At 67.5% G+C, this 25,732-nt stretch carries 24 protein-coding genes and 1 riboswitch; of the genes, 3 read left to right on the forward strand and 21 right to left on the reverse strand.

Annotation, left to right across the window (positions count from 1 at the left end):
- Window positions 1-92 precede the first annotated feature (92 nt).
- The 15 genes from dprA to LFT45_RS13465 all read right to left on the reverse strand — a co-directional run bounded on the left by dprA (window position 93) and on the right by LFT45_RS13465 (window position 11,587).
- On the reverse strand, window positions 93-1,277 hold the full coding sequence (gene dprA / locus LFT45_RS13395) for a DNA-processing protein DprA (RefSeq protein ID WP_236803752.1): 1,185 nt from the start codon (window positions 1,275-1,277) through the stop codon (window positions 93-95).
- A gap of 12 nt (window positions 1,278-1,289) precedes the next feature.
- Complete coding sequence (locus LFT45_RS13400) at window positions 1,290-2,834, reverse strand: YifB family Mg chelatase-like AAA ATPase (protein WP_236803754.1); 1,545 nt, start codon at window positions 2,832-2,834, stop codon at window positions 1,290-1,292.
- Entirely contained in the window at window positions 2,834-3,190 is a 357-nt protein-coding gene (locus LFT45_RS13405; protein WP_236803756.1) for a YraN family protein, read from the reverse strand. Before LFT45_RS13405 ends, LFT45_RS13400 begins: the two co-directional genes overlap by 1 nt.
- Before the next feature lie 165 nt (window positions 3,191-3,355).
- The gene (locus LFT45_RS13410) at window positions 3,356-3,682 is read right to left on the reverse strand and encodes a DUF2469 domain-containing protein (protein WP_003806068.1); all 327 of its coding nucleotides are present in this window, start codon (window positions 3,680-3,682) and stop codon (window positions 3,356-3,358) included.
- Between the two features lie 61 nt (window positions 3,683-3,743).
- Complete coding sequence (locus LFT45_RS13415; protein ID WP_236803758.1) at window positions 3,744-4,415, reverse strand: ribonuclease HII; 672 nt, start codon at window positions 4,413-4,415, stop codon at window positions 3,744-3,746.
- A gap of 2 nt (window positions 4,416-4,417) precedes the next feature.
- Window positions 4,418-5,248 carry a signal peptidase I gene (gene lepB, locus LFT45_RS13420; protein ID WP_236803759.1) on the reverse strand — a complete coding sequence of 277 codons (831 nt, stop codon included), beginning with the start codon at window positions 5,246-5,248 and terminating at the stop codon, window positions 4,418-4,420.
- Window positions 5,249-5,929 (reverse strand): signal peptidase I, encoded by a 681-nt coding sequence (gene lepB / locus LFT45_RS13425; RefSeq protein ID WP_236803761.1) that lies wholly within the window; start codon window positions 5,927-5,929, stop codon window positions 5,249-5,251. It abuts the gene before it with no gap.
- An 84-nt stretch (window positions 5,930-6,013) separates the two neighbouring features.
- The gene (rplS, locus tag LFT45_RS13430) at window positions 6,014-6,373 is read right to left on the reverse strand and encodes a 50S ribosomal protein L19 (protein ID WP_111905994.1); all 360 of its coding nucleotides are present in this window, start codon (window positions 6,371-6,373) and stop codon (window positions 6,014-6,016) included.
- 267 nt (window positions 6,374-6,640) lie between these two features.
- Window positions 6,641-7,435 (reverse strand): tRNA (guanosine(37)-N1)-methyltransferase TrmD, encoded by a 795-nt coding sequence (gene trmD / locus LFT45_RS13435; protein WP_236803762.1) that lies wholly within the window; start codon window positions 7,433-7,435, stop codon window positions 6,641-6,643.
- Window positions 7,436-8,029, reverse strand: a complete 594-nt coding sequence (rimM, locus tag LFT45_RS13440) for a ribosome maturation factor RimM (protein ID WP_236803764.1) — start codon at window positions 8,027-8,029, stop codon at window positions 7,436-7,438.
- 138 nt (window positions 8,030-8,167) lie between these two features.
- Window positions 8,168-8,410, reverse strand: a complete 243-nt coding sequence (locus LFT45_RS13445; RefSeq protein ID WP_076802241.1) for an RNA-binding protein — start codon at window positions 8,408-8,410, stop codon at window positions 8,168-8,170.
- Window position 8,411: 1 nt separating this feature from the next.
- A complete protein-coding gene (gene rpsP / locus LFT45_RS13450) occupies window positions 8,412-8,825 on the reverse strand; it encodes a 30S ribosomal protein S16 (RefSeq protein WP_102972220.1) in 414 nt (137 codons plus the stop codon).
- 193 nt (window positions 8,826-9,018) lie between these two features.
- Complete coding sequence (locus LFT45_RS13455) at window positions 9,019-9,453, reverse strand: hypothetical protein (protein WP_236803766.1); 435 nt, start codon at window positions 9,451-9,453, stop codon at window positions 9,019-9,021.
- Between the two features lie 97 nt (window positions 9,454-9,550).
- On the reverse strand, window positions 9,551-10,426 hold the full coding sequence (locus LFT45_RS13460) for a VOC family protein (RefSeq protein ID WP_236803768.1): 876 nt from the start codon (window positions 10,424-10,426) through the stop codon (window positions 9,551-9,553).
- A gap of 78 nt (window positions 10,427-10,504) precedes the next feature.
- Entirely contained in the window at window positions 10,505-11,587 is a 1,083-nt protein-coding gene (locus LFT45_RS13465) for an amidohydrolase family protein (protein ID WP_236803770.1), read from the reverse strand.
- Window positions 11,588-11,622: 35 nt separating this feature from the next.
- Window positions 11,623-11,730: riboswitch (TPP riboswitch) on the forward strand.
- On the opposite strand from LFT45_RS13465, the gene thiC reads away from it, so the two are divergent.
- A complete protein-coding gene (gene thiC / locus LFT45_RS13470; protein ID WP_272912839.1) occupies window positions 11,726-13,525 on the forward strand; it encodes a phosphomethylpyrimidine synthase ThiC in 1,800 nt (599 codons plus the stop codon). It overlaps the preceding riboswitch by 5 nt.
- Window positions 13,526-13,606: 81 nt before the next feature.
- Here the strand turns inward: thiC and LFT45_RS13475 are convergent, their stop codons facing one another.
- Both LFT45_RS13475 and ffh read right to left on the reverse strand, forming a co-directional pair.
- Window positions 13,607-14,341, reverse strand: coding sequence for an alpha/beta fold hydrolase (locus LFT45_RS13475; protein WP_236803771.1), 735 nt, complete (start codon window positions 14,339-14,341; stop codon window positions 13,607-13,609).
- Between the two features lie 56 nt (window positions 14,342-14,397).
- Window positions 14,398-15,981: a signal recognition particle protein gene (gene ffh / locus LFT45_RS13480; RefSeq protein WP_236803773.1), complete on the reverse strand. Its 1,584-nt coding sequence runs from the start codon at window positions 15,979-15,981 to the stop codon at window positions 14,398-14,400.
- Between the two features lie 84 nt (window positions 15,982-16,065).
- On the opposite strand from ffh, the gene LFT45_RS13485 reads away from it, so the two are divergent.
- Entirely contained in the window at window positions 16,066-17,454 is a 1,389-nt protein-coding gene (locus LFT45_RS13485) for a glucose-6-phosphate dehydrogenase (RefSeq protein WP_236803775.1), read from the forward strand.
- A gap of 98 nt (window positions 17,455-17,552) precedes the next feature.
- On the opposite strand, the gene LFT45_RS13490 is transcribed toward LFT45_RS13485, so the two are convergent.
- A complete protein-coding gene (locus LFT45_RS13490; RefSeq protein WP_003806050.1) occupies window positions 17,553-17,891 on the reverse strand; it encodes a P-II family nitrogen regulator in 339 nt (112 codons plus the stop codon).
- Window positions 17,888-19,246 carry an ammonium transporter gene (locus tag LFT45_RS13495; protein ID WP_236803777.1) on the reverse strand — a complete coding sequence of 453 codons (1,359 nt, stop codon included), beginning with the start codon at window positions 19,244-19,246 and terminating at the stop codon, window positions 17,888-17,890. Before LFT45_RS13495 ends, LFT45_RS13490 begins: the two co-directional genes overlap by 4 nt.
- 228 nt (window positions 19,247-19,474) lie before the next feature.
- Between LFT45_RS13495 and LFT45_RS13500 the strand changes: the two genes are divergently transcribed.
- Entirely contained in the window at window positions 19,475-20,725 is a 1,251-nt protein-coding gene (locus tag LFT45_RS13500; protein WP_442863558.1) for an MFS transporter, read from the forward strand.
- A 74-nt stretch (window positions 20,726-20,799) separates the two neighbouring features.
- On the opposite strand, the gene ftsY is transcribed toward LFT45_RS13500, so the two are convergent.
- Both ftsY and smc read right to left on the reverse strand, forming a co-directional pair.
- Window positions 20,800-22,017, reverse strand: a complete 1,218-nt coding sequence (ftsY, locus tag LFT45_RS13505; RefSeq protein WP_236803779.1) for a signal recognition particle-docking protein FtsY — start codon at window positions 22,015-22,017, stop codon at window positions 20,800-20,802.
- A gap of 29 nt (window positions 22,018-22,046) precedes the next feature.
- Window positions 22,047-25,670 carry a chromosome segregation protein SMC gene (gene smc, locus LFT45_RS13510; RefSeq protein WP_236803781.1) on the reverse strand — a complete coding sequence of 1,208 codons (3,624 nt, stop codon included), beginning with the start codon at window positions 25,668-25,670 and terminating at the stop codon, window positions 22,047-22,049.
- Window positions 25,671-25,732 lie beyond the last annotated feature (62 nt).

A 25,732-nucleotide genomic window follows, 5' to 3' on the forward strand; every position in this document is an offset into this window, starting at 1 on the left:
ATGGAACCAAGGAACGGCACGCCAATCATGAAACCGCAGCATTCATGTAACGGCGCACCGCCCGGCGAGGGGACGTCGCCGGGCGGCAGGCGCTATGTTGATTGCTTGGTGCGCTTCCAGCCTCCCTTCTCGGATTTGGCCAGCCCCAGCAGCGACAGCCTGCCAAGGCCCGCGCGCACCGATTCAGCACCCAGTCCGGCCACACTGCAGAGTTTTTCGACGGAGCTGGCGGACCGCAGCGGGAGCGCGTCCAGCAAGATCAGGTCCTCGAGCGTCAGGCCGTCGTGATCGGCGGACTGCCCGCTCTTCTCATCAGGCAGGGACTGGCCGCTGGGCGCCGCAAGCTCGGCGATCTCCCCCGCATCGGTGACACAGACAGCGCCGCCCTCGCGCAGGAGCCGGTGGCAGCCGGCCGAGTTGGCACTGTGGACAGATCCGGGGACAGCTCCGACCGCACGGCCCAAGGTTTCCGCGTGATGGGCGGTATTCAGGGCCCCGGACCGCCACCTGGCCTCCACCACAACCGTGACGGACGCAAGGGCAGCGATCAGCCGGTTCCGCTGAAGGAACCGGTAGCGGGTGGGGGCGGAGCCGGGCGGAACTTCGGCGAGCACGGCACCCTGGTTGGCTACAGCACGCAGCAGATCCTCGTTGCCGGAGGGATAGAAACGGTCCACGCCCCCAGCCATCACGGCTATGGTCGGCATGGCATCCGAGCCCCCTGCCAGTGCTGCCCGGTGCGCGTGGGCGTCAATTCCGTATGCGCCGCCGGACACCACAGTGAAGCCACGCTGCGCCAGCGAGTAGGCAAGGTCACCGGTGACTGACGCGCCGTAGCTGGTACTGTCGCGCGAGCCAACCAGGGCCACCGCCTTGGCTGCCGGGGGAAGTTCGAGCTCCACGCCCCGCCACCACAGGCAGATCGGCTGGTGCAGGCCAAGGTCGTCAAGTTGCCGCGGCCAGAGCCCGTCGGCCGGGATGATCATTCGGCCGCCCAGTCGCTGCATGGTTGCCACGTCGCGCTCCGGGGCGAGGTCAGGAATTCTCGGCGCCCAGCGTTTCAGCGCCGCACCGAGGCCTGCCCATGAATTCACGGAACTGTGCTCTGCCAGCAACCCGGTGATGTCCTGTTCCAGCCCGGGCCCGTAGCTGACCTGGCCGGTGGCGATCCGCAGGGCGTCCTCGGCCCCGGCGAGATGCACCAGGGCCAAGCCCGCCACGTCCTGCGGCTCCATCAGCCTGGACAGCGCTGCCCGGGCAAGTCTCTCGTTGTGCATGTGGCATTCCTTTCACGCCGCCGCTGAGGCGGTCTGGCGGAGGCTCAGGGCCTGTCCGATATCGTTCCCGTCCGGCTGCTCCCGGCCAGCGAGGTCAGCCAAAGTCCATGCGAGCCGGAGGACACGGTCGTAGCCCCTGGCTGTGAGGACGCCCCGTTCCAATGCATGGTCCAGGATCCGGGTTGTGGCGGCCGGGAGTCTCAGCTCGCCGCGCAGGATGCGTCCGGGCACCTGGGAGTTGGTTTCCATGCCCCAGGGCTGAAGCCGCTGCAGCTGGCTTGCCCGGGCAGCCAGGACGCGGGCACCGACAGTTGCGCTGTCCTCCGCTCCCCCGGACTGGCCAAAGTCCGCCAGCGACACCCGGTCCACCTGCAGCTGGATGTCCACGCGGTCCAGGAGCGGGCCAGACATGCGCGACATGTAGCGGCGCCGCATGAAGGGGGTGCAGGTGCATTCAATGCCCTTCCCCGAGGCCTTGCCGCACGGGCACGGATTGGCTGCCAGCACCAGCTGGAACCGCGCCGGGTAGGCCGCTGCTCCGGCCGAGCGGTGGATGACGAGCTCGCCGCTCTCCAGAGGCTGCCTGAGTGCATCGAGGACCCTGCGTTCGTACTCGGGCGCCTCGTCCAGGAACAGGATTCCGCGGTGGGCCCGCGACGCCGCGCCGGGGCGGGGGAGCCCCGACCCGCCGCCGATGATCGCCGCCGCTGTGGCCGAGTGGTGGGGATTCTCGAACGGCGGCCGCCGGACCAGCTGCACCCCGGCTGAAGGGAGCTGGCACAGGGAATGGATCGCCGTCACCTCCATCGCCTCGGTATCGCGCAGATCGGGCAGAAGCCCGGGAAGCCGCTCGGCCAGCATGGTCTTGCCGGCTCCGGGCGGGCCGGTCAGCAGCAGGTGGTGCGCACCGGCGGCGGCTACCTCAAGGGCACGCCGCGCCTCTGCCTGGCCGGACACGTCACACATGTCGGGGACAGGCGCATCCACGGACACCGGCTCAGTCCCGGCTGGTTCATCCTCGGGTGCAAAGTCGAGGACAAGTTCCTGCGGGTCAGCCCCGAAATCGAACACCAGCCGCGCCAGGGTCCGGTAGCCGCGGACCCTGGCACCCGGGACGAGTTCGGCCTCGGCTGCGTTCGCATGGGCGACCACGATGTCATGGAACCCGGCCTGCACCGCGGACATCACGGCCGGCAGTATGCCGCGGACAGGCCTGAGGCGTCCGTCCAGTCCCAACTCGGCGATGAAGACGGTGCGCCCGGTGGGCCTGATGTCCTCCGCGGCACGCAGCACAGACATCGCGATGGCAAGGTCGAAGCCGGAACCGCGCTTGGGCAGGGACGCCGGAATGAGGTTGGCGGTGATCTTGCGCCGGCTCAGCGGAACACCGGAGTTCTGCGCCGCCGAGCGGATGCGGTCACGGGCTTCGTTGAGGGAAGCGTCCGGCAGGCCGAGGAGCACAAAGGCCGGCAGTGTCTGGCCGATGTCAGCCTCGACCTCCACGATGTAGCCGTTCAGGCCGACGAGGGCCACCGAATAGGCTCGCCCCAGCGCCATCACAGCACCTCCCTGAGGTGCTCAACCGTGGGTTTGCCCACGCCGTCGTCCAGCACGGCAATGACGTCCACCCGGCGCAGCGGCAACCGCAGTCCGTGGTCCCGGCACCAGGCGGAACCCAGGCGGTGCAGCCGGGCGAGCTTGTCTGCACCGACTGCTTCAAAGGGGTGACCGTAGGCGAGCGAACGCCGCGTCTTCACCTCGGCAATGACAAGGGCATCGCCGTCCAGGGCGACGATGTCGATTTCGCCGTCCGGGCAGCGCCAGTTGCGCTCCACGATCAGCATCCCCACCGATTCCAGATACTCCGCCGCGAGCTCTTCCCCGCGCCGGCCCAGCAGATCCTTGGCTTTCATATCCACCTCCGCATCAAGACTGCGGGGGCGGGATCACACGGAACAGGGCAGGGTCACGCTATGTGGGAAAGGTCGCGGGGATCATGGGGAAGGCGGCCGGAATGCCGGAGAAACACCGGCTGTGGAGGAGCAGTGCCCCGGGGAGGCCCGGGAGGGTCAGGAACCTCAGTTGCCGAGGTCGACGTCCTTGGGCAGCGCGAGCTCCTCGTTGCGGGGCAGTTCCTCGACGTTGACATCCTTGAACGTGATGACCCGGACACTCTTCACAAACCGCGCTGAACGGTAGACGTCCCAGACCCAGGCGTCCTGGAGCGTGAGGTCGAAGTAGACCTCGCCGTCGGCGCTGCGGGCCTGCAGGTCCACGTGGTTGGCGAGGTAGAAGCGCCGCTCGGTCTCGACCACATAGCTGAACAGACCCACGACGTCGCGGTACTCACGGTAGAGCTGGAGCTCCATGTCGGTCTCATAGTTCTCAAGGTCTTCGGCACTCATGGTTCCATCTTGCACCATGCAGCGGGAACCCGCGCACCGCGCTGCCCGCAGAGCAGGTTCGCTACTCGGACAGCAGGTTCCAGCTGACTCGGTGGTAGGGGCTCGGGCCGCGGGCGCGGATCGCTTCCCGGTGCAGCGCGGTGCCGTAGCCCTTGTTGACGTCCCAGCCGAAGTCCGGGTACTCGAGGTGGAGCTGCTGCATGTGCTGGTCGCGCTCGACCTTGGCCAGGACACTCGCGGCGGCGACGCTGAGGCATTGCATGTCCGCCTTGACGAGGGTGTGGACGGGCGCATCGCAGCCGGGATCAGTGACGACTTCGTCGAACAGCGAGGGCTGAACGGCGGGTGAGAGCCAGTTGTGGCTGCCGTCCAGCAGGACGACGTCGGGCGTGATGCCGGCGCCGAGGATCTCGAACCAGGCCCTGTTTCCGGCAGCCCGCAGGGCACCCATGATGCCGAGGTCATCGATTTCGCGCGCAGTGGCATGTCCGACGGCGGAGGCGACGCTCCAGGCCCGCACCAGCGGATCGAGCCGTTCGCGGTCTGCCGCCTTGAGCAGCTTGCTGTCCCGGACATCGGCCAGCAGTTCCATGTGCTGCAGGTCCACGACGGCGATTCCCACGCTTACCGGCCCTGCGAGGGCGCCGCGGCCTACTTCGTCGACGCCGGCCAGGAACCGCGCCCCGCGGGGAAGGAAGCGCTTCTCGTAGTCAAGGGTGGGTGCAACGGACATGGCTAACCTGCCGACGGCACATTCTTGAAGACGTCAGGATAGTTGTTCAGGGCGGCCCAGCGGTTCATCGGCCAGGCGATGACCGCTGCCTTGCCTTCGATGTCGGCGATGTCCACGAAGCCCCCGTTGGTGTCGGTGTGGGCACGGGAGTCCGCCGAGTGGTTGCGGTTGTCCCCCATCACCCAGACTTTGCCCTGCGGCACCACGACGTCGAAGGTCCGCACTGCGGGAACTTCGGCTGGATTGACGTACGCCTCGTCCAGCCCGGCGCCGTTGACGGTGATCTTCCCTCCGGCGTTACAGCAGACGACGTGGTCGCCAGGCAGCCCGATAACCCGCTTAACCAGATGCTGCTCGGAGTTGTCCGGCAGCAGGCCAACGAAGGTCAGCCCGTCCTCAACAACGCTGAACGGCCCGTCCGCCTTCTGCGGTGTGGGTGGCAGCCAGCCCTTGGTGTCCCTGAAGACAACGACGTCGCCGCGCTCGAGGGCAAACGGTTCCGGCACGAGGAGGTTCACGAAGATGCGGTCGTTGATGTCCAGCGTGTTCACCATCGACTCGGACGGTATGTAGAAGGCCCGGAACAGGAAGGTTTTGATGAGGAAGGACAGCACGACGGCGATCACCACCACCGTGGCGATTTCCTTCAGCCACAGCAGGAAGGGGTTGCGGGGACTGCCCTTTTCCTGACGGCGGGCACCCGCGGGAGCGGGTGACCCGGGTCCGGTTCCGCCGGGAGCGGGTACATCCGAAACGGGCTCGTGGGCGGCATGCCGTCCCGGCCCCGCAGAAGTCTGCTGCGGCTCGGAGCTCCCGGGATCGATTTCCGGCATCTACTGTCCGTCCTTTGTTGTTGTTATGGCCGCCAACGGCGGCCGCGCCACTGACGCAAATCTATCAAGCGGCCAGAGAATCTGTACCGGCCTGCCGATCACCCTGTCCAGCCGCACCATGCCGCCGCCTGGCGCCCCCAGGAGGCTGCGGGAGTCCGCGGACACCGACCGGTGGTCCCCGAGCAGCCACAGCCGGCCCTCTGGAACAACGACGTCGAACTTCTGGCTGCTCGCCGCATCACCGTCATAGAGGTAGGGTTCCACGAGCGGCTGACCGTTGACTGTGAGGCGCTTGCCGGCGTCGCAGCACGCCACGTGGTCGCCGGGAAGCCCGATGACCCGCTTTACGTATGTGGTATCACTGCCGGACAGACCCAGCCAGTGTCCTGCCGCGGCCGCCGCTTCCTGCAGCGGACCGGCCCCGCTGTTGAGCGGGGCGAACGAGCCCCGGCCGTCGAACACGACGACGTCGCCGCGGCGGATCGGTTCCGACTGGAAGGCCGTGCGGGACACCAGGATCCTGTCACCCGCGCCGAACAGCGGCTCCATTGAGGCGGACGGAATGTAATAAACGTCCAGCCACAGGGAGCGGATCAGCCCGCTGACCAGGACGGCAGCCAGCACTGCCAGCAACGCAAAACGCCAGCCCGGTTTCCCTGGCTGGCGTTTTGTGTGGTCCATGATCCGTATCCTGTGGCGCTGTTGCGGATGACTCCGGCGTTGGCCGGACACGGGTCGGGGACCCGCCGTGAAAGTCCGTTGGACTTACTTGGCGGTGCTGAAGTCGCGCTTTTCCTTGATCTTCGCAGCCTTACCGCGCAGTGCACGCATGTAGTAAAGCTTGGCGCGGCGGACGTCACCCTTGGTGACAACCTCGATCTTTTCGATGATCGGGGAGTGCACCGGGAAGGTACGCTCAACGCCGACACCGAAGGAAACCTTGCGGACGGTGAAGGTCTCGCGAATGCCGTCGCCCTGGCGGCCCAGGACGAAGCCCTGGAATACCTGGACACGGGAGTTCTTGCCTTCGATGATGTTCACGTGAACCTTGAGGGTGTCACCCGCGCGGAACTCGGGAACGTCAGTGCGCAGCGAGGCTGCATCTACGGAATCGAGGATATGCATTGATCCACTCCTGGTGAACGCCACAGGTCATCCACTTTGGGTCACGGCGGCCAAGCCCGGATATTTCCGGGAATCGCTGCCGAAGTGTTGAGGTCCGGTCCCGCCACCCTTTGGCGGTACCGGGGTGTCTTGCTGTTGGTTACGCTCCCCCTGTGGCAGGCGCGGACCCAGCAGACACAACGACTAATTTTGCCACATATGGCACGAATTGGTTAATTATGGAACGTTCCGCGCTGTACGGCTCCGCGGCTGGGCAGCGGGAGCAGCTCAGGCTTCCGGCCGGAGCCTGAGGTGACCGTCGACGACGTCGTACCCCAGATCCGCGAGGGCGGTGCGGTCCGCGCGGGGCAGGGTGCCGGCGTCGAACGTCTGCAGCAGGTCAGGACGGCGTTCCGCCGTCCTGCGGTACTGCTCGTGACGGCGCCACTGCGCGATCTTGCCGTGGTTGCCGCTGAGCAGGACGGCCGGGACCTCCCGGTCGCGCCAGACCGACGGCTTGGTGTAAACCGGGTACTCAAGCAGGCCGTCCGAATGCGACTCTTCAACGAGTGACTCGGGGTTTCCCACAACGCCGGGGAGCAGCCGGCCGATGGCTTCCACCATGGCCAGTACAGCCACTTCGCCGCCGTTGAGGACGTAGTCGCCGAGGCTGACCGGGCGGACCGTGAAGTGCTCCTCGGCCCACTCGATGACGCGCTCGTCAATGCCCTCGTACCGCCCACAGGCGAACACCAGCTGCTCCTCTTCGGCAAGCTCGTAGGCCAGCGCCTGGTTGAAGCGCTCCCCCGCCGGCGACGGGACGATCAGCACGGGTTTGGCCGCACCGGCCGGCCGGGCAGCGGCCACGGATTCGAGCGCCTGGGCCCACGGCTCGGCCTTCATCACCATGCCGGCGCCGCCGCCGTACGGGGTGTCGTCGACGGTGCGGTGGCGGTCGGTGGTGAAGGTGCGGAGGTCGTGCACGTTCAGGTCCAGCAGCCCGTCCTGGCGGGCCTTGCCGATGAGCGACAGTTCCAGCGGTGCCAGGTACTCGGGAAAGATACTGACGACGTCGATTCTCATCTACGCTTTGGCCTCCGGCTCAGCCTCTTCCCCGGCGGAGTCCTCGGCGGAGTCCGAGCCACTGGTCTCCGGGTCCTCAGCGCTCTCCTCGTTGACCTCGAACAGGCCCGCCGGCGGAGTGAGCAGGACGTAGCCCTCCTCGGTGTTTACCTCGGGGACGATCTGTTCCACGAACGGGATGAGGATTTCCTTGCCGTCGGCCGTTTCGATGACGAGCAGGTCCTGCACCGGCATGGTGTTGAGGGCGGTGACTTTACCCACAGCCTGGGAACCGACGCGGGCCTCGAGGCCCACGAGCTCGTGCTCGTACCAGCCCTCGTCGTCGTCCTCGTCGAGCTCTTCGGTCTCGATGAACAGCTTGGCGCCGCGCAGGGTCTCGGCGCGGTTCCGGTCGGCCACCTCGTCAAAGCCGAGCAGGAGGATGTCCTTGTTCCATCGGGCACTGCGCAGGGTGAGCGGCCCGGCTGAGGCGGGTTCCACCACAAACTCGGTGCCGGGGACGAACCGGTCCTCGGGCGCGTCGGTGAGCACCTGTACTGTCACCTCGCCGCGGATTCCGTGGGGCTTGCCGATACGGGCCACCTGAAGCTGCATGTGTTCCTCTGTTTTGGGCTGCGTGTTGATGTACGACTTTTGGCGGGCGTCCTGAAGACGTTCAGGGCCCAAAGCAGTCCGGCCCCTCCACCGTTACTGGTGGAGGGGCCGGACGTTAAGGCAAGTGTTGCAGGCGCGTTACCGGCGGCGGTCGGTGTCGACGACGTCGACCCTGACCTGCTCGCCATCTGCCAGCGCCGCCACGACCGTGCGCAGTGCACGCGCGGTGCGGCCCTGACGTCCGATTACCCGTCCCAGGTCTTCCTGGTGGACGCGCACCTCGAGGGTATCCCCGCGGCGGTTGTTCTTGGCACTGACTTTGACATCCTCAGGGGAGTCGACAATGCCGCGGACAAGGTGTTCGAGCGCTTCTGCCAGCAACTTACTCAGCCTCGGTGGTCTCTGCTTCAGCCTCGGCGGGGGCTTCCGATGCCTTGGCCTTCTTAGTGATGGCTTCCGGGATGATCACGGAACCCTTTTCCGGAGCAACGAATGCTTCCTTGTCGGCCTTGGTCTTCAGGGTGCCTTCCTGGCCCGGCAGACCCTTGAACTTCTGCCAGTCACCGGTGATCTTCAGGATCGCGGCGACCTGCTCCGACGGCTGGGCGCCGACGGAGAGCCAGTACTGTGCACGCTCGGAGTTGACCTCGATGTATGAGGGCTCTTCGGTGGGGTGGTACTTGCCGATCTCTTCGATGGCACGGCCATCACGCTTGGTGCGTGAATCGGCGACAACGATGCGGTAGTACGGTGCGCGCATCTTGCCGAAGCGCTTAAGGCGAATCTTTACGGCCACTTTTGTGGTCACTCCTGTTTCTGAAACGGGGTTGAACCCGCGTTCTGCACCCGTGGGGCGGGCCGTACTGGGGGGTTCGAAAAGGACAGGATCCGGACGCGGAGAGAGGGGCCACGCGGATCGAGTACCTGTTTATTGTGCCAGATCGTCCGCGTTATTTCGACTTGACATGCGGACGGGGTCTTTTTGAGTGCTAGGAAGACCAGACATAGAGGCCGGTCCGGCTGCCTTCGTCCACGGTGCCGGCGAGTTCTGCCAGCTGCTGGACGTAGTTCCTGGCTTCCCCGGCACCAAAGGGCATGTCATCCTCGGCGGCCCAGCGCTCGGCCACCTCATCCAAAACGTTGCCCTCACCCTCGGATTCGTAAGTGAGGAGCTCGGCCAGCGCCCGGACCATCGCCGCCGGTACGCCCAGAAGCGAATCGCTGGCCACGTCAACCATGGCCAGCTCGTAGTCCGCGCCCGCGGCGTGCACCGCGGCACCCGCAAGGTCGCCGAGCTGTTCGATCTCAAAATCACTGATGCCGGCAATCCGGATGCCGTCTCCGGCGGCGGCACCGCCCTCCAGCGCCTCTGCACGCTTGAGGGCGTCATTGTGGGTGGCGACAAACACTTCGGTGAAGCCCATGGATGCGTCCTCATTCCGTCGGCGGTGCATGCCCCGGCAGCGGCAGTACCGGCCGGGGCTCTTCGAAATCAGCCTAACCCAACCGCGTTCACACGACTTAGCGCACGGCGACGCGGAGGCGGTTGCGCCACGGATCGTCAAACCGGAGCTCGGCGCCGGTGTGGTGCGATTCGACTCCGGCGACCCTGAGGCGGTCGGCGAGGGCGCCGACGTCGTCACCGGACGGCACCTCGATGAGCACCTCACCCAGGCCCAGCGTGTCCCGGCGCGGGCCGGCACCCCGGCTGTTCCAGACGTTCATGGCCATGTGGTGGTGGTAGCCGCCAGCCGACACAAAGAGGGCCTGGCCGTGCCAGCCCGCCGTTTTTTCGAATCCCAGGGTGCCGACGTAGAAGTCGTGGGCCGACTGGACGTCACCCACCTGCAGGTGGACGTGCCCCACCTCCGCGTCGGTGCCGCGCTGGCCTTCCACGGACTGCTGCGTGAGGTGGTCCTGCAGGTACTTCTGCGGCGGCAGCGCCAGGCTGTCCATGACCACGTTCCCGCCGTCCCAGGACCATGCCTCGCGCGGGCGGTCCCAGTAGAGTTCGATCCCGTTTCCTTCCGGATCGGTGAAGTAGAACGCCTCGCTCACGAGGTGGTCCGCGCTGCCCGCGAAAGACTGCGGCTCGTACTGGGCCGCGCTGGCAATGGTGGCGGCCAGCGAGGACTGGTCCTCAAACAGAAGCGCCGTGTGGAAGAGGCCGGCCTCACCGCGGCCGGGGATGTTGAGGCCCGGAGCGGGAGCGAGGTGCACCAGCGGCGTCTTGAGCCGGCCGAGGTAGAGGCCGCCGTCCTGCTCGGCGACGACGTCGAGGCCGAGGGCGCGCTGGTAGTAGTCGGTCATGAGCTTCATGTCGCCCACCTTGAGCATGACGGTGCCCATGGTGAGGTCGGCAGGAAGCAAGTCCTGGCTGCTGTCTGCTGCTGTCATTGAATACTCCCGGATGTCCGGGCCACCGGATTTCGGCGACCTCTACATCTCTAAATTACTTGAAGCTTCAATTTATTCCTAATGCACGATTGTGCCCCGGAGGACCACATTCGTGAGGCTCCGGATGGTCTCCGGCACGGCTCGCGGGTCTTCCCGGCACACCACCACGTCAGCGTCCGCGCCTTCCGCCAGGCCCTCGGCCCCCAGCCAGCGGCGGGCACGCCAGCAGGCCGCGTCCAGCGCCGCACGTGCCGGAAGCCCGGCGGCGTGGAGTTCGAGGATTTCGTCCGCGACGCGGCCGTGGCGGATCACGCTGCCGGCATCCGTTCCCGCATAGATTTCGACGCCGGCCTCGTAGGCTTCCAGGACACGCTCGCGACGGCGGGCCCACAGTGCGCGCATGTGCTCCGCATACCGCGGGAACTTCTCCTCAGCCTGGCTGGCGATGTCCGGGAAGGTGGCGATGTTGATGAGTGTCGGCACGATCGGCACCTGCTGCTCAACGAACCGGGGGATGTGCCTGGGCAGCAGGCCCGTGGCGTGCTCGATGCAGTCGATGCCGGCGTCCAGCATGTCGTCCAGGGTGTCCTCGCCGAAGCAGTGCGCCGTGACCCTGGCCCCCTCGTCGTGGGCGGCCCGGACGGCGTCCCGCACGGCAGCGGCCGGGAACGACGGCGCGAGGTCGCCCGCGGTCCGGTCGATCCAGTCCCCCACCAGCTTGACCCAGCCGTCCCCCTCCCTCGCCTGCTTGCGCACCGCTTCCACGAGGCCCTCCGGCTCGACTTCCACCGCAAAGTTCCTCAGGTACCGGCGGGACCGGGCCACATGCCGGCCGGCCCTGATGATCCGCGGCGTGTCGGCCCGCTGCTGCAGCCATCTGGTGTCGCTGGCCGCTCCCGCGTCCCGGACCAGCAGCGTGCCGGCGTTGCGGTCCGTCATGGCCTGGTCATACGCCACGTCGTCGTCCACGGCACCGCCCGGACCCAGCCCGATGTGGCAGTGGGCATCGACGAAGCCGGGCAGGACCCAGCCGTCCAGAACGGCGTCCGGCCGCTGGCCAGGAGCATTGAACGTCAGCTTCCCGTCCACCGCCCAGAGCCCGCGGCGTTCCTCATCCGCCGCAGTGAGCACGGGTCCGCTGAATTCGATGATGTGCGCCATGACACTAGCCTAAGGCGCAGCTGTGGTAGCTTCGTCTACGACCACACGGGTGCCCCTGCAGGGGCTGAGATCAGGCTGGTGCAGCCTGCGACCGTTGAACCTGTCCGGGTAATGCCGGCGAAGGAAGTGAGCAGTAAATTGAGCACCCAGAAATTACAGCAGACCCCTGCCCAAAACGGTTCCGCCACCGTAACGCAGTCGCTGAAATCCCATTCACTGGCTTATCTGGAGGGGGACGGCCTGCGGGTTCCGGTAACGGAAATCGCGCTGGAGCCTTCACCGAACGGTGAGCAGAACGAGCCGCTGCGCGTTTACCGCACGGCGGGTCCGGGCAGCGACCCGGTGGTGGGCCTCGCGCCGTTCCGCGCGGAATGGATTGCGGCACGGGCGGACACGGAGCCGTACGACGGCCGTGAACGGAACCTGCTCGACGACGGCAGATCAGCCGTGCGCCGCGGCGCGGCTTCTGCCGAATGGAAAGGCGCCCGGCCGGTGCCCCGCCGTGCGGCGGACGGGAAGACTGTGACGCAGATGCACTATGCGCGGCAGGGAACCATCACCCCCGAGATGCGCTTCGTGGCCCTCCGCGAGAACTGCGATGTGGAACTGGTCCGCAGCGAACTCGCCGCCGGACGGGCCATCATCCCCACCAACATCAACCACCCGGAATCCGAGCCGATGATTATCGGCAAGGCGTTCCTTGTGAAGATCAACGCCAACATCGGCAACTCGGCCGTCACCAGCTCAATCGCCGAGGAGGTGGACAAGCTGCAGTGGGCCACCCAGTGGGGCGCGGACACCGTGATGGACCTGTCCACGGGCGACGATATCCACACCACCCGTGAGTGGCTCATCCGCAACTCCCCCGTCCCCATCGGCACGGTCCCGATCTACCAGGCCCTGGAAAAGGTCAACGGCGAGGCGAACGCCCTGACCTGGGAAATCTTCCGCGACACCGTCATCGAGCAGTGCGAACAGGGTGTGGACTACATGACCATCCACGCCGGCGTGCTGCTGCGGTACGTCCCACTCACGGCGAACCGTGTCACCGGCATCGTCTCCCGCGGCGGCTCGATCATGGCCGGCTGGTGCCTGGCCCACCACCAGGAAAACTTCCTGTACACCCACTTCGACGAGCTGTGCGAGATCTTCGCGAAGTACGACGTCGCCTTCTCACTGGGCGACGGCCTCCGGCCGGGCGCGACGGCGGACGCCAACGACGCCGCACAGTTCGCCGAACTGGACACCCTGGCTGAGCTGACCCAGCGGGCCTGGGAGTACGACGTCCAGGTCATGGTGGAAGGGCCCGGGCACATCCCGTTCCACCTGGTGCGCGAGAACGTTGAGCGCCAGCAGGAGCTCTGCAAAGGTGCACCCTTCTACACATTGGGCCCGCTGGTCACGGACGTGGCCCCCGGCTACGACCACATCACCTCGGCCATCGGCGCCACCGAAATCGCCCGGTACGGCACAGCCATGCTGTGCTACGTCACGCCAAAGGAACACCTGGGCCTGCCGAACAAGGACGATGTGAAGACCGGCGTCATCACCTACAAGATCGCCGCCCACGCGGCCGACCTTGCGAAGGGGCACCCCGGCGCGAACGAGCGGGACGATGCGCTGTCCAAGGCCCGGTTCGAGTTCCGCTGGCGCGACCAGTTCGCGCTGTCCCTGGACCCGGTGACGGCCGAGTCCTTCCATGACGAGACACTGCCTGCCGAGCCTGCCAAAACGGCGCACTTCTGCTCCATGTGCGGTCCCAAGTTCTGCTCCATGCGGATCAGCCAGGACATCCGGAACGAGTACGGCTCAGCCGAGGCGCAGGCCGCCCTCGCGGAGATGGCGGAGGGCATGCGCGAGAAGAGCCAGGAGTTCCTGGCTGCAGGCGGAAAGGTATACCTGCCGGAGCTGCGGCTTCCGGAGTCCGCGAGCAACTAGCGGGCGTTGGAGACCACGTCCGGCTGGCATTGGGGGCCGGCCGGACGTGGGCGGCGGAACGCTGCTCAGGAGGCCGGGCCTTTAGGAGGCCTGGGGCTGCTCCCGGCGGCTGACCGCGGCGATGAATGACCGAATGTAGCGGTCACCCTCGGGTGAATCGTGGGGCCGGTGCCCTCCGGCAGCGATGCGGTGCAGGGCACCGGTCTCGCGCAGGTAGCCGGCGATTTCCTCGTACAGCGGCTCCCAGCCGCCGGTGAGGACCAGGGTGGGAACACCAGGCACGATCTGCAGCGGCGCCTGCCACGGCGGTGCCTGCAGCCGCAGTCTCCTGGCCGCGCGCCTAGCCTCGGGGGTGCTGGGCTCCGGCGTGTCCGCGGCGAAGGCCCGCCGCAGGAACTCACGCTCGTAGTCGTCGTCGCCAAGCTGGTGCCGGACTTCGAACAGCGGCTCCATCAGGGCACGGTGCGCGGCGGTGGCCGGCAATTCAGCGGTAAGCGACAGGCATGCCGGCTCCACGAGCGTCAGCGAGAAGACAAGGTCAGGGCGTTCGACGGCGGCCATCATCGCTGCGATGGCCCCCTGCGAATGCGCCACCACGTGGCCCCCGGCGGCCCCGCGGCCGTCGTCAGCCAGGGACCGCAGCACGATGCGGGCGTCCTCGGCGAAGTCGGTTTCCAGCGGCTCTGCCTCGGCGTCAAAGCCGTGGCGCCGCAGAAACAGGGCGTCATACTGCAGGGCCATGCCGTGCTGGCGCGGCCACGCAACGGAGCCGAAGTTACCGGCACCGTGGACGAACACTACCCGCTGCTTAAACATGACCCAACCTTATGGCAGCAGTCTGACATCGGCGCCGGCCGACATGACCGTGCTCCCTATTTGCCGCCCATGAACTTGTCGAAGCCCTTGGGGAGGTTCAGCTGGGACGGATCAAAGTCGCCCGACTGCTGGCCGAAGGCGGCTCCGGTAGGCACCGCCTTGGCCCCGGCGGCCCGCCTGGCCTCGGCCTCGCGAAGCTCCTGCGCCGCCTTGGCCGGGTTGCCGGAACGCGCCTTCTTCTTGGGCGCGTTCTTGCCGCCGCCCTTCCGGGCGCCGCCTGCCCCCATCCCGGGCATCCCGGGCATTCCCGGCATGCCGCCGCCCTGGGCCATCTTCTTCATCATCTTCTGGGCCTGGGCGAAGCGCTCCAGCAGCCCGTTGACCTCGGATACGTGCACGCCGGAGCCCCGGGCGATGCGGGCCCTGCGCGAGCCGTTGATGATCTTGGGAGCCACACGCTCGTGCGGGGTCATGGAGCGGACAATGGCCTCCACCCGGTCGATCTCGCGCTCGTCGAACTGCTCCAGCTGCTGCCGGATGTTCTGCGCACCGGGCATCATCATGAGCATCTTCTTCATGGAGCCCATTTTGCGGATCTGCTGCATCTGGGCGAGGAAGTCGTCGAGGGTGAAGTCCTCCTGGTCGGCGAACTTCTTCGCCATCCGGGCGGCTTCGTCCTTGTCCCAGGACTTTTCAGCCTGCTCAATGAGGGACAGGACGTCACCCATGTCCAGGATGCGCGAGGCCATCCGGTCCGGGTGGAACAGTTCGAAGTCGTCCAGGCTTTCACCGGTCGAGGCGAACATCACGGGCTTACCGGTGACCGACGAAACGGACAGCGCGGCACCGCCGCGCGCGTCGCCGTCGAGCTTTGACAGCACGATGCCGGTGAAGTTCACGCCTTCGTCGAAGGCGGTCGCCGTGTTGACGGCGTCCTGGCCGATCATGGAGTCGATCACGAAGAGGACTTCGTTGGGCACAATGGCGCGGCGGATCTGGCGCGCCTGCTCCATCATGTCGGCGTCGACGCCCAAACGCCCGGCGGTATCCACGATGACGACGTCGTGCAGCTTCTGGCGTGCTTCCTCGATGCCGGCCCGTGCCACGGCGACGGGATCGCCGGCCGGGTGCGCCAGTTCGGAGGTGGCGCCCGGGTGCGGAGCGAAGACCGGAGCTCCCGCGCGCTTGCCCACTACCTGCAGCTGCGTGACGGCATTGGGGCGCTGGAGGTCACAGGCGACGAGCAGGGGGCTGTGGCCCTGCGCCTTCATCCACTTGGCGAGCTTTCCGGCCAGGGTGGTCTTGCCCGCACCCTGGAGGCCGGCGAGCATGATGATGGTGGGGCCGGTCTTGGCCATCCGGATGCGCCGCGTCTCGCCGCCGAGGATCTCAACAAGTTCCTCGTTGACGATCTTCACGATCTGCTGGCTGGGATTCAGTGCCCCGGAGACCTCGGCGCCAAGCGCGCGTTCACGGACCTGCCCGGTGAACTCGCGGACCACGGGCACGGCAACATCCGCGTCCAGCAGGGCGCGCCGGATCTCGCGGACTGTGGCGTCGACATCTGCCTCGGTGAGGCGGCCCTTGCCGCGAAGGTTCTTGAAGGTTGCTGTCAACCGGTCAGAGAGTGAATTGAACACGCGCCGTGCACTTCTTTCAGTGGATGTACGGGACTCGACTATCTAGGGTATCAAGACACGCCTGCAAGGTGGCATGCTGGCAGGGTGACGAGCCAAACGACTGTGAAAACCCTGCTCATCCTCGGTGCCTCCGGCGATCTCACCGGACGGCTCCTCCTTCCCGGCCTGGCCAGGCTGGTGGCCACAGGACGTGCCGCCGGCCTGTTGCTCGTGGGAGCCGGCTCGGACCCGTGGTCACCTGAACAGTGGCAGGAACGTGTGCACACCGCCTTTGACGCTGCCGCCGAAACGGCGACGGACGCCGGCAGGGACGCGCTGGCGGCCATGGCAAAGTCCACGCAATACCACCAGGCCGACGTCACCGCGGACGGCCCGCTCGCAGAACTCCTGGCAGGCCTTGAGGGGCCCATTGCCGTCTACTTCGCGTTGCCGCCGCAGGTGAGCCAGAAGGCCTGCGAGATCCTGCGCCCGGAGCAGGTCCCCGCCGGGACCCGTCTGGTCATGGAGAAGCCCTTCGGCGCCGGCGAGGAGTCGGCCCGCGAACTCAACCGGACACTCCTGTCCCTTGTTCCGGAGGACCACATCCACCGGGTGGACCATTTCCTGGGCAAGGCCACTGTCCTGAACATCCTTGGCCTGCGGTTCGCCAACAATTTCCTGGAGCCGGTCTGGAGCCGCGACCACATCGCCAAGGTGGAAATCATCTTCGACGAGGACCTGGCCCTGGAGGGCCGTGCACGCTATTACGACGGTGCGGGCGCGCTGCGCGACATGATCCAGAGCCACCTGCTGCAGATCATGGCGCTGCTGGCCATCGAGCCGCCGGCCACCATCGGCGAGCGCGACCTCCGCGACGCCGTCGCCGCCGTCCTGCGGGCCAGCAGCATCAAGCCGCCCTACACGGACAGCACCCGGCGGGCGCGCTACCTGGCGGGACGCCTCGGCGGCAAGGAAGTCCCCGATTACGCAGGGGAAGAGGGCGTGGACCCGGACCGGAACACCGAGACCCTGGCGGAGGTGCACGTGCACATCGACAACTGGCGCTGGAAGGACGTGCCGTTCATCCTTCGTTCCGGCAAGGCCCTCGGGACCAAGCGCAAGGAGGCTGTGGTCACCTTCCGGCCGGTTCCGCACCTGCCCGCCGGATTCACCGGCAGGGACACGCCCAACACGCTCCGGATCGGCTTCGGCCCGGACACCTTGGAGCTCGACGTCGACGTCAACGGCCCCGGGGACATTTTCAGCCTGGACCGCGCCGCACTCGTGGCCGAGCTCAACGCCTCCGAGCTGCTGCCGTACGGCGAAGTGCTGGAAGGCGTCCTGACCGGCGATCCCCTGCTGTCGGTCAGGGGCGACACCGCCGAGGAATGCTGGCGGATCGTGGAGCCGGTGCTGGCTGCCTGGGCAGCAGGCAAGGTGCCGCTGGAGGAATACCGGGCCGGCTCCGGCGGCCCCGCGCCCAAACAGGCCTAAGCGCCCAAACAGCCTAAGCGCCCAAAGGCTTAGCGCGGAGAGGGCCGGTCACCGTTGTGGTGACCGGCCCTCTCGCTGCGTTGGGCTGCTGGCCGGTGCTAGATGGCGGCTACGCCGCGTTCACCCGTCCGCACCCGCACTGCTTCGAACACATCGACCGTCCAGACCTTGCCGTCGCCGGCCCGGCCCGTGTTGGAGCTGGCGATGATGACATCCAGGATGTCGTCAGCCTGTTCGTCCGTGGCGAGCACCTCCACGCGGATCTTGGGCAGCAGGTCCACGTTGTACTCGGCGCCGCGGTAGACCTCGGTGTAGCCGCGCTGCCGGCCGTAGCCGCTGGCCGCACTGACCGTCAGGCCCTGGACCCCGTAGGCCTCCAGGCCTTCGCGGATCGATTCGAGCTTCTCCGGACGAACGATTGCTGTGATCAGTTTCATGCCCCCACGCTTTCCTTACCTGTTGCTGCTGCTGTGTTCTTGCCGTCGCTGCCTGCGGGAACAGCGTCGGTGCCGCTGGTCTGCCCGCCGGTGATCAGCTCGTGCAGGGGCTGGAAGCTGCCCCCGTGGCCGCCGACGCCGAACTCGTAGGCGGTTTCTGCGTGCAGGCTGAGGTCCACGCCCACGGCTTCCTGCTCCTGGGAGACCCGGAAGCCCATCGTCTTGTGGATGGCCACTGCGATAATCGCGGTCAGGACAGCCGAGTAGGCGATGGCGATGCCGGCTGCGGCCAGCTGGGCCCAGAGCTGGGCGAAGCCGCCGCCGTAGAAGAGGCCGCCGCCGACGCCGTCGGCCGGAAGGGCGATGAAGCCGAGGGCAACGGTGCCGATGATGCCGGAAACGAGGTGGACGCCGACGACGTCCAGTGAGTCATCGAAGCCCCAGCGGAACTTGAGGCCGACAGCGAGGGCCGAGGCCACACCGGCGACAACGCCGAGTCCAAGGGCACCGACCGGGCTGACGTTTGCGCAGGCCGGGGTGATGGCGACCAGACCGGCGACCACACCGGAGGCAGCACCCAGCGAGGTGGGGTGGCCATCACGGACGCGTTCGGTGACCAGCCAGCCGAGCATGGCCGCAGCCGGAGCAGCCAGGGTGTTGACCCAGATCAGGCCGCCCTGCTCCGCGGTGGTGGCGGCGCCGCCGTTGAAGCCAAACCAGCCGAACCACAGAATGGCCGCGCCGAGCATGACGAACGGGATGTTGTGCGGGCGGTGGTTCGGGTCCTTGCCGAAGCCCTTGCGGTTGCCGATGATGAGGACCAGGATCAGCGCGGCCACACCGGCGTTGATGTGGACCACGGTGCCGCCGGCGAAGTCGATCGCGGGGCCGAGAGCCTTGCCGATGGCGCCCTCGGGTCCGAAGAGGCCGCCGCCCCAGACCATGTAGGCGAGGGGGCAGTACACCAGCGTGACCCAGACGGGCACGAAGACGCTCCAGGCGCCGAACTTTGCGCGGTCCGCGATGGCGCCGCTGATGAGGGCGACAGTGATGATCGCGAACGTGGCCGCGTAACCGACCTTGATGAGGCCGTCAGGGGTGGTGATGCCCTCGAGGCCGAACGTGGCGAACGGGTTCCCGACAATCTGCAGGAATCCCTCGCCGGAGCTCATCGATGCGCCCCAGAGTACCCACACCACGCCGACCATGCCGATGGAGATGAAGCTCATCATCATCATGTTCAGTGCTGCCTTGGCGCGCGTCATGCCGCCGTAGAAAAATGCCAGACCTGGTGTCATGAACAGCACGAGTGCCGCCGCCACCATGAGCCATACGTGACCTGCGGTAAGTTCCATGGTGCACGTCCTCTCTTGATCGAATGCTGCGGAGTGATCCGCCTGCCCAACGCCTTTTTGCGTCCTGGACCAAGTTTTGCCCCGGTGTGTTTCGCTGGCGGAGGATTTAGATTGCCGGTCTGTTACAACAACCTCCCTGACGTAAATGGTGCATATCCTGCTTGTTACGGTTATGTTTCATCGCCCCCAAACGCCCGCCGTGCCTGTTCAGCAAGGATCCGCCGCTTCATGAGCCCACTCCCCCGTAATGCCGCGGGCAAACTTCGTTTCACCGCGGTCCGCCGCGCCGACGGCGCTCCGCTGCCCCGTGACATCAAGGTGATGCTTGTCGCAGCCTTCCTGATTGCCCTGGGCTTTGGCCTGGTGGCGCCGGTGCTGCCGCAATTCGCCACCACGTTCGACGTCGGCGCGACGGCCGCCGCTGTCATCGTCAGTATCTTTGCTCTCATGCGGCTGCTGTTCGCCCCCGCCGGCGGCGCCCTTATCGGCAGGCTCGGCGAGCGTCCGGTCTACGTCGCTGGACTGCTCATCGTGGCGGCGTCCACGGCCGCCTGCGCCTTCGCCCAGAGCTACTGGCAGCTGCTGGTGTTCCGCGGGCTTGGCGGTGCCGGATCGGTCATGTTCACGGTGGCATCGATGGCGCTGGTCATCAGGCTGGCCCCACCGGAGAGCCGCGGCCGGGTGTCCGGCGCGTACGCGTCGGCGTTCCTGATCGGCAACGTCTGCGGGCCCATCGTCGGCGGCCTGCTCGCCGGCTTCGGCCTGCGCATCCCGTTCCTGGCCTACGCCGGCGCGCTCGTTCTGGCTGCCCTGGTGGTGCAGACGCAGCTCAGCCATGTTCCCGGCTCTGCCCGCGGCCAGGCAGCGGCTGCGCCGGCCATGAAACTCGGCGAGGCCTTCGGCGACAGCGCCTACCGGGCAGCCATGCTCTCCAGCTTCGCCAACGGCTGGGCTACTTTCGGTGTGCGCATGGCCACGGTGCCGCTGTTTGCCGTTACGGCCCTGAACTCCGGGCCCGGGGCGGCGGGCTGGGCGCTGGCAGTCTTCGCCGCCGGGAATGCCCTCGCCCTGACCGTGTCGGGCCGGCTGGCCGACAGCCTGGGCAGGAAGCCGATGATGGTGGCGGGGCTCGTGGTCACGGGCGCGGCGACGGCCGGGATTGGCCTGACTCAGGGGCTGGGGTGGTTCCTGGCCGCCTCGATGCTGGCGGGAGTGGGAGCGGGAATGCTCAATCCCGCGCAACAGGCGGCGGTTGCCGATGTGATTGGCCGCGAACGTTCCGGCGGACCTGTACTGGCGGCCTACCAGATGACCTCGGACATCGGTGCCATCCTTGGGCCGGTGCTCGTCGGTTTGCTGGCCGACCGGCTGGGTTACAGCTGGGCCTTCGCAGCCACGGGCGCGGTGCTCCTGGCCGCCGCGGCAGGCTGGCTGGCCGCGCGGGAGACGGTGCACCGCGAGCCTGCAGACGCCCCCTAAACGCATGTAGGTAGCAGCAGGGGGCGTTCCCAAGACTGGGAACGCCCCCTGCTGCTACCTAGTTGGGAGAGCGACTAGTTCAGGAGGGCGTCGACGAAACCCTCCACCTCGAACGGCGCGAGGTCGTCCGCACCTTCGCCTAGGCCGATGAGCTTCACTGGTACTCCGAGGCTCTTCTGGATGGCGACGACGATGCCGCCCTTCGCGGTTCCGTCCAGCTTGGTCAGCACGATGCCGGTGATGTTGACGACCTCCGCGAAGACCCGCGCCTGGTTGAGCCCGTTCTGGCCGGTGGTGGCGTCCAGCACCAGAAGGACCTCGTCCACCTCGGCCAGCTTCTCCACAACGCGCTTGACCTTGCCGAGCTCGTCCATCAGGCCGACCTTGTTCTGAAGGCGGCCGGCAGTGTCGATCATGACGACGTCGACTTCCTGGTCGATGCCGGCCTTGACGGCCTCGTACGCCACGGATGCCGGGTCCGCACCGTCGATGTCGGATTTCACGGTGGGAACGCCCACGCGCTGTCCCCAGGTGGCCAGCTGCTCTGCCGCGGCGGCACGGAAGGTGTCGGCCGCGCCGAGGATGACGTCCTTGTCCTCCGCCACGAGCACGCGGGCCAGCTTGCCCACCGTGGTGGTCTTGCCGACGCCGTTGACGCCCACCACCATCACGACGGCCGGCCTGTCCGCGTGCCGGTCTACCCGCAGGGTCCGGTCCATGGACGGGTCCACGATCTTGATGAGCTCTTCGCGGAGCAGCGCCTTGACGTGCTCGGGGTCGCGCGTGCCCAGGACCTTCACGCGTTCGCGGAGCGCGTCCACAAGCTGCATGGTCGGTTCGGTGCCAAGGTCGGCCAGGAGCAGGGTTTCCTCCACCTCATCCCAGACGTCCTCGTCGATCTTGTCGCTGGAGAGCAGTGCCAGCAGGCCCTTGCCGAGCACGTTGTTGGACTTGACTAGGCGTTCCCGGAGGCGGTTGAGCCGCCCCGCCACGGGCAGCGGCGTCTCCACCGGGATGGTTTCCAGGCCTGCGGCGTCGTCCGGGACCTCGGTTTCCAGGCCTTCGATGTCGACGGCGTCCGGGTCCTTTCGGACTGCAGGCGCAGCAGGCGCAGCCGCGCGGTCCTCCAGGAGGGTCCCTCCGCCGCCGTGCGGCGCAACGGGGTCGTTGGCGTCCCGGGTGCCGAGGTATTGCGTGCGGGATTTCCGGGCCTTCATCAGCACCGGGACCAGCCCGCCGATCACTACCAGGGCAGCCAGAATGGGCAGAAGAATGGGGATAATGTCATTCACACCCCTAGCTTCTCACAAGCCACACGTCCCTATACGTCCGCTCCGAGCCGCTGGCTGATGACCGTGGACACGCCATCGCCCCGCATCGTCACACCGTAGAGCGCGTCAGCCACTTCCATGGTCCGCTTCTGGTGTGTGATCACGATCAGCTGGCTGGATTCGCGGAGTTCTTCGAAGATCGTAATGAGCCGGCTCAGGTTGGTGTCATCCAGCGCCGCTTCGACCTCGTCCATGACGTAGAAGGGCGAGGGCCGGGCTTTGAAGATAGCCACGAGCAGGGCCACCGCGGTGAGTGACCTTTCGCCGCCGGAGAGCAGCGACAGCCGCTTGATTTTCTTGCCCGCGGGCCTGGCTTCGACCTCGATGCCGGTGGTGAGCATGTCCGTGGGGTCGGTCAGGACCAGCTTTCCCTCCCCGCCCGGGAAGAGCCGGCCGAAGACCCGCACGAACTGGGCCGAGGTGTCCGCAAATGCCTCAGAGAAGACCTTCTGCACGCGGTCATCGACTTCCTTGATGATGTCCAGCAGGTCCTTGCGGCTGGCTTTGAGGTCCTCCAGCTGGGTGCTGAGGAACTGGTGGCGTTCCTCCAGTGCTGCGAACTCCTCCAGCGCCAGGGGGTTGACCTTGCCCAGCGATGACAGGTCCCGTTCCGCCTTGCGGAGCCGCTTTTCCTGCTCCTCACGGACGAACGGCACGCCCTCCACCACGGGCTGGCCCTCGGTATCGACCGGCGCCCGCAGCGCCGCCCACTTGTCCGTGGAAGCGGCGGCGGGCAGGGGCACCGGCTGGTCCGGGCCGTAATCCGCCACGAGCTGGTCCGCCGTCAGCCCCAGCTCCTCCACCGACTTCGTTTCCAGCGCCTCGATCCGGAGCCGCTGCTGGGCACGCGCCAGCTCGTCGCGGTGCACCGAGTCGGTCAGTTCCGCCAGTTCGCGGGCCAGCGCGTCGTTGGCCGTGCGGATAGCGGAGAGTTCCCGGTCCCGCTGCTCCCGGACCTGCTCGGCAAGGTCCCGCTCCCGGCCGGCCAGCTCAACGGAAACGTCGCTGAACCGGATCAGGTGCTCCGCCGCGGCCGAGACTGCCGCCGCCCGCTTGGCCTGGATCCTTCGGCGGCGGGCCCGTTCGGCGGCCTGTTCACGCGCCCGGCGTTCCGAGGCCGCCGCACGTTCCAGCGAGGCGGCCCGGTTGCTGATGGCCGTGAGCTGCTCCTCCCGGCTGCGCAGGGACAGCCGGGCTTCCATTTCGGCCGACCGTGCCTGGGATGCGGCCAGGGCCAGCGCGTCCCGCTGTTCCGTGGACGGTTCCTCCTCGGCGGGCGCGTCCTGGGCGGCCGCCAGCCGCGATGCCACCGCCGTCAGCGCCTCCTGCTCGGCCACGATGTTTGCCTCCGCACGGGCCAACGACGCGGCCAGCCGTTCGCTTTCGCCGACGGCGCTGCGAAGGACCGAGTTGAGGTGGCCCAGCCGTTCGGCCACCGCTGCCAGCCGGGCGTCCGATTCATGCAGGCGCTCCAGCGCGGCGTCCGCGCGTTCCTGCGCCTCGCCGCGCCGGGCCTCGGCGGCCGCCAGGGCAAAGCGGCCCTGTTCCAGCCCCGCCGTGACCGCCGCCAGGCGGGACGCGGCGTCGTCGACGGCGGCCTGCACCTCAAGCAGCGAGGGCGCCTTCGCGGAACCGCCGGTGACGGTCCAGGCGGTGAATACGTCGCCGGCGAGCGTCACGGCGGTAAGGTCAGGACGCCCGGCGACCAGGTCCGCCGCCGCTTCATGATCGTCGACGACGGCGGTGGCAGCGAGCAGCGTACGCACGGCCGCCGCCGTGGTTCCGGAGGCCGTCACCAGGTCCGCCGCCGGGCGGGCCCCGGCTGGCAGGGCACCGTTTCCTGCAGCGGGTATTCCTGCAACGGGTATGCCTGCGGCAGCGGGCGCCGCTGCCGGAGGTGGCGCGGCCTCGAGCAGCAGCGTGGCACGGCCGGCGTCGTCCTCCCTGAGCAGGCGCACCAGTTCTGATGCCGTTCCGGCGTCCCGCACCACGATGGCGTCCGAAGCGCTGCCCAGTGCTGCAGCCACGGCGGCCTCATAGCCCGGTTCAACGGTCAGTGCAGTCGACAGCGGGCCGACGGTACCGGCCACCCCGGCATTGAGGACATGCTCAGAGCCGTCCTTGCGGTTGAGGCCCAGCTGGAGGGCCTCGTGCCGTGCCTTCAGCGCGTCCCGTTCGCGGACGGCGTCCCGCTCGGTGCTTTTCAGCGAATCAATTTCCGCCAGGATGCCGTCGAGGGCGGCGCTGGCGTCCTCGTATTCGGCATCAAGGGTTTCCTCGCCGTCCTCGACCCCCGCTACCTGCGATTCCAGCGCGGTGAACTCGGATTGGGCATGCCGGCGGCGCTCATCGCCTGCTGCCAGGGATTCGCGCAGCCTGCCCACTTCAGCCTGGGCAGATTCCACCTTTGACCGCGCCGCGCCCACCTGGCCGGCGAGCCGCGCCAAGCCCTCACGCCGGTCTGCGGCTGCGCGCAGCGCGGCGGTGAGCCGCTTCTCCTCGGCCGCGGCTGCATCCTCAGCCGCTGATTTGGCGGCGGTGGCAGCCTCCAGCGCGGCGCGCCCGGCAAGGATGTCCTGCTCCAGCTCCGCCTGCTCGCCGCGGACGCGCGCCGCCTGCCGCTCCAGCTGGTCCGGGTCCCGGCCGGGCTCCGGCGCTGGATCCGCGGATCCCAGCAGGCGGCAGCGTTCCTGGGCCAAAGATGCGAGGGAGCGCAGCCGCTCGCGTCCTGCGGACAGCTGATACCACGTGTCACGGGCGGCGTTCAGCTGCGGGGTCGCCTCCGCCGCAAGCTGTTCCAGGGAGGCCTGCCGCCGGCGGCCCCCCTCAAGTTCGATTTCGACGACGGCGCGCCGTGCCTTGAGCGCGGACTCGTCGGCGATGTCCTGCGCAAGGGTGTTCTGGAGCTGGACCACGTCATCTGCCAGCAGCCTGGCGCGGGCATCGCGGACCTCGAACTGGACGGTCTGCGCACGCCGTGCCACCGCTGCCTGCTTGCCGAGCGGTGTAAGTTGCCGGCGGATTTCCCCGGTCAGGTCGCTGAGCCGCTGCAGGTTGGCCTGCATCGCCTCCAGCTTGCGGACGGTCTTCTCCTTGCGCCGCCGGTGTTTGAGGATGCCGGCGGCTTCTTCGATGAAGCCCCTGCGGTCCTCGGGAGTGGCGTGCAGGACGCGGTCCAGCTGTCCCTGCCCCACGATGACGTGCATTTCGCGGCCGAGCCCGGAGTCGGAGAGCAGTTCCTGGATGTCCAGGAGCCGGCACGCCGAGCCGTTGATGGCGTACTCCGAACCGCCGGTGCGGAAGAGCGTGCGCGAGATGGTGACTTCGCTGTACTCGATCGGCAGGGCGCCGTCGGCGTTGTCGATGGTGAGCGAGACGTGCGCGCGGCCCAGGGGCGGGCGGCCGGACGTGCCGGCAAAGATGACGTCCTCCATCTTGCCGCCGCGGAGGGTTTTGGCGCCCTGCTCCCCCATGACCCACGCCAGGGCGTCCACGACGTTGGACTTGCCCGAGCCGTTGGGCCCGACGACTGCCGTGACGCCAGGCTCGAAGTCGAACGTCGTGGCCGACGCAAACGACTTGAAGCCCCGGACGGTCAGACTTTTGAGGTGCAAGGTTTTCAGATCTCCATAGGTGGCTGCAGCGGGTGCTGGTCCTCCACCAAATCTAGTGGCAA

This window comes from Arthrobacter sp. FW305-BF8 (assembly GCF_021789315.1).
In the GTDB taxonomy this organism is placed as follows: Bacteria; Actinomycetota; Actinomycetes; order Actinomycetales; family Micrococcaceae; genus Arthrobacter.

What these genes read in the sequence shown, in the direction of transcription:
- dprA (WP_236803752.1), bottom strand. Translation starts at nt 1,277, where the DNA reads ATGCACAACGAGAGACTTGCCCGGGCAGCGCTGTCCAGGCTGATGGAG.
- LFT45_RS13400 (WP_236803754.1), bottom strand. Translation starts at nt 2,834, where the DNA reads ATGGCGCTGGGGCGAGCCTATTCGGTGGCCCTCGTCGGCCTGAACGGC.
- LFT45_RS13405 (WP_236803756.1), bottom strand. Translation starts at nt 3,190, where the DNA reads ATGAAAGCCAAGGATCTGCTGGGCCGGCGCGGGGAAGAGCTCGCGGCG.
- LFT45_RS13410 (WP_003806068.1), bottom strand. Translation starts at nt 3,682, where the DNA reads ATGAGTGCCGAAGACCTTGAGAACTATGAGACCGACATGGAGCTCCAG.
- LFT45_RS13415 (WP_236803758.1), bottom strand. Translation starts at nt 4,415, where the DNA reads ATGTCCGTTGCACCCACCCTTGACTACGAGAAGCGCTTCCTTCCCCGC.
- lepB (WP_236803759.1), bottom strand. Translation starts at nt 5,248, where the DNA reads ATGCCGGAAATCGATCCCGGGAGCTCCGAGCCGCAGCAGACTTCTGCG.
- lepB (WP_236803761.1), bottom strand. Translation starts at nt 5,929, where the DNA reads ATGGACCACACAAAACGCCAGCCAGGGAAACCGGGCTGGCGTTTTGCG.
- rplS (WP_111905994.1), bottom strand. Translation starts at nt 6,373, where the DNA reads ATGCATATCCTCGATTCCGTAGATGCAGCCTCGCTGCGCACTGACGTT.
- trmD (WP_236803762.1), bottom strand. Translation starts at nt 7,435, where the DNA reads ATGAGAATCGACGTCGTCAGTATCTTTCCCGAGTACCTGGCACCGCTG.
- rimM (WP_236803764.1), bottom strand. Translation starts at nt 8,029, where the DNA reads ATGCAGCTTCAGGTGGCCCGTATCGGCAAGCCCCACGGAATCCGCGGC.
- LFT45_RS13455 (WP_236803766.1), bottom strand. Translation starts at nt 9,453, where the DNA reads ATGGGCTTCACCGAAGTGTTTGTCGCCACCCACAATGACGCCCTCAAG.
- LFT45_RS13460 (WP_236803768.1), bottom strand. Translation starts at nt 10,426, where the DNA reads ATGACAGCAGCAGACAGCAGCCAGGACTTGCTTCCTGCCGACCTCACC.
- LFT45_RS13465 (WP_236803770.1), bottom strand. Translation starts at nt 11,587, where the DNA reads ATGGCGCACATCATCGAATTCAGCGGACCCGTGCTCACTGCGGCGGAT.
- LFT45_RS13475 (WP_236803771.1), bottom strand. Translation starts at nt 14,341, where the DNA reads ATGTTTAAGCAGCGGGTAGTGTTCGTCCACGGTGCCGGTAACTTCGGC.
- LFT45_RS13490 (WP_003806050.1), bottom strand. Translation starts at nt 17,891, where the DNA reads ATGAAACTGATCACAGCAATCGTTCGTCCGGAGAAGCTCGAATCGATC.
- LFT45_RS13495 (WP_236803777.1), bottom strand. Translation starts at nt 19,246, where the DNA reads ATGGAACTTACCGCAGGTCACGTATGGCTCATGGTGGCGGCGGCACTC.
- LFT45_RS13500 (WP_442863558.1), top strand. Translation starts at nt 19,475, where the DNA reads ATGAGCCCACTCCCCCGTAATGCCGCGGGCAAACTTCGTTTCACCGCG.